Below are 1676 nucleotides of genomic sequence, written 5' to 3' on the forward strand. Positions count from 1 at the left end.
AACAATAGGAAAAGCACGTGAAAAACGCGTTAGAAATTGATCAACTTCATGTGCTTTTTTCTGAGCCACATTATTAATCCATTAACAGTTCATCATCATCAAGAACTTCCCCGCGAACTTTCTGAAACATGCCAATTAAATCATTGACATCCAAGCCCTTACGCTCTTCATGACAGACATCCAAAATCACTTTTCCACCATGCAACATCAAGGTACGATTGCCATAATCAAGAGCCTGACGCATAGAATGAGTTACCATGATAGTCGTTAATTTTTTCTCTTCAACGATTTTTTCAGTCAATCGCATCACAAAATCAGCCATTCCAGGATCAAGTGCTGAGGTATGTTCATCAAGCAATAAAACATCCGCATGTGCTAATGTTGCCATCACAAGACAAACTGCTTGGCGTTGCCCACCTGATAAACTATCCATAGGATTATGAATATATGCTTCAAGACCAATGCCTAATTGAGCAATTTTTTCTCGAAAAAGTTGCCGTTTTTCATGGTTTAAAGCTGAACGCAAACCACGACGACTTCCTCGAAGAGCAGCAAGAGCCAAATTTTCTTCAATTGTTAAAGAACCACAACTTCCCTCTAAGGAATCTTGAAAAACACAAGCAATCTTTCCCGCACGTTCACTGACTGATTGCCTAGAAACATTTTGTCCATTAATAACGACTCTTCCTGTCGAGGGAAGCGTTGCACCTGCCAAAACACTAAGCAAAGTGGATTTACCAGCACCATTTGAACCAATAACCGTAACAAAACTACCCTGCTCAATTTTGAGGTTAATATCAATTAAAGCCTGTTTTTCCAAAGGCGTTTGCGGTTTAAATGTGACCCCAACATGAAACAACTCAATCACGTTTACGCCTCCTCCAATAACGTGGCACAATAAGAGTTAAAACAACCAACAGCGAAGTAATCAACTGAAGATCTGTCGATGTATCAATGCCAATGCCATTTGCTTCAAATGCAAATTGCACCGCTACACGATAAAGCACAGACCCCACAATACAGCTGATTATAATCCACAAAATATTGCGCGTGCGAAAGAGAGTCTCACCGATAATCACGGCAGCCAACCCAAAAACAATAGTTCCAATTCCACCGGTAATATCAGTTGCGATGGCAGTTTGAATATAAAGAGAACCACCAAGAGCAACACACGCATTAGAAAGCCCCATTCCAAAATATATCAATGCTGATGTATGGACACCTTGCGCCGTCGCCATGCGTGGATTAGCGCCCATTGCACGCATAGCAAGACCAATTTCACTTTCCAAAAAGCGCCAAATCAAAAACGCCATAACTAGCAACACAATACCAACGAAAAGAGGACGCACAAAAATATCGGACAAACCAAACAGATTATAAAAGGGCGTTAACGCCGTATCAGCAAGGGCTAAATTAACATTAGACCCTCCCATAATTCCCATAATACGAAGATTAACCGTATAAAGTGCCGACATTGTTAAAATGGAAGCCAAAAGATTTAAAATGCCAAAACGCAAATTTAACATAGCTGTTAATAAACCAGCCGCCATACCTGCACAAAAAGCGCAAGCCATAGCTGTCCACGCATTGAAACCTAAAAGAATCAAAACACCACAGACACAGGAACCAAGAAGAAACGAGCCATCAACCGTTAAATCAGGAAAATCTAAAACCCG

General features: G+C 40.8%; 2 protein-coding genes. Both read right to left on the minus strand.

Annotation, left to right across the window (positions count from 1 at the left end):
* Positions 1–73 precede the first annotated feature (73 nt).
* On the minus strand, positions 74–868 hold the full coding sequence (locus ACFIO3_RS12710; protein ID WP_375608447.1) for an ABC transporter ATP-binding protein: 795 nt from the start codon (positions 866–868) through the stop codon (positions 74–76).
* On the minus strand, positions 861–1676 hold an 816-nt coding region (locus tag ACFIO3_RS12715), incomplete at its 5' end, for an ABC transporter permease (protein ID WP_375704576.1). The genes ACFIO3_RS12710 and ACFIO3_RS12715, both read right to left, overlap by 8 nt.

It is taken from the genome of Bartonella sp. AD328YNZD, assembly GCF_042196425.1.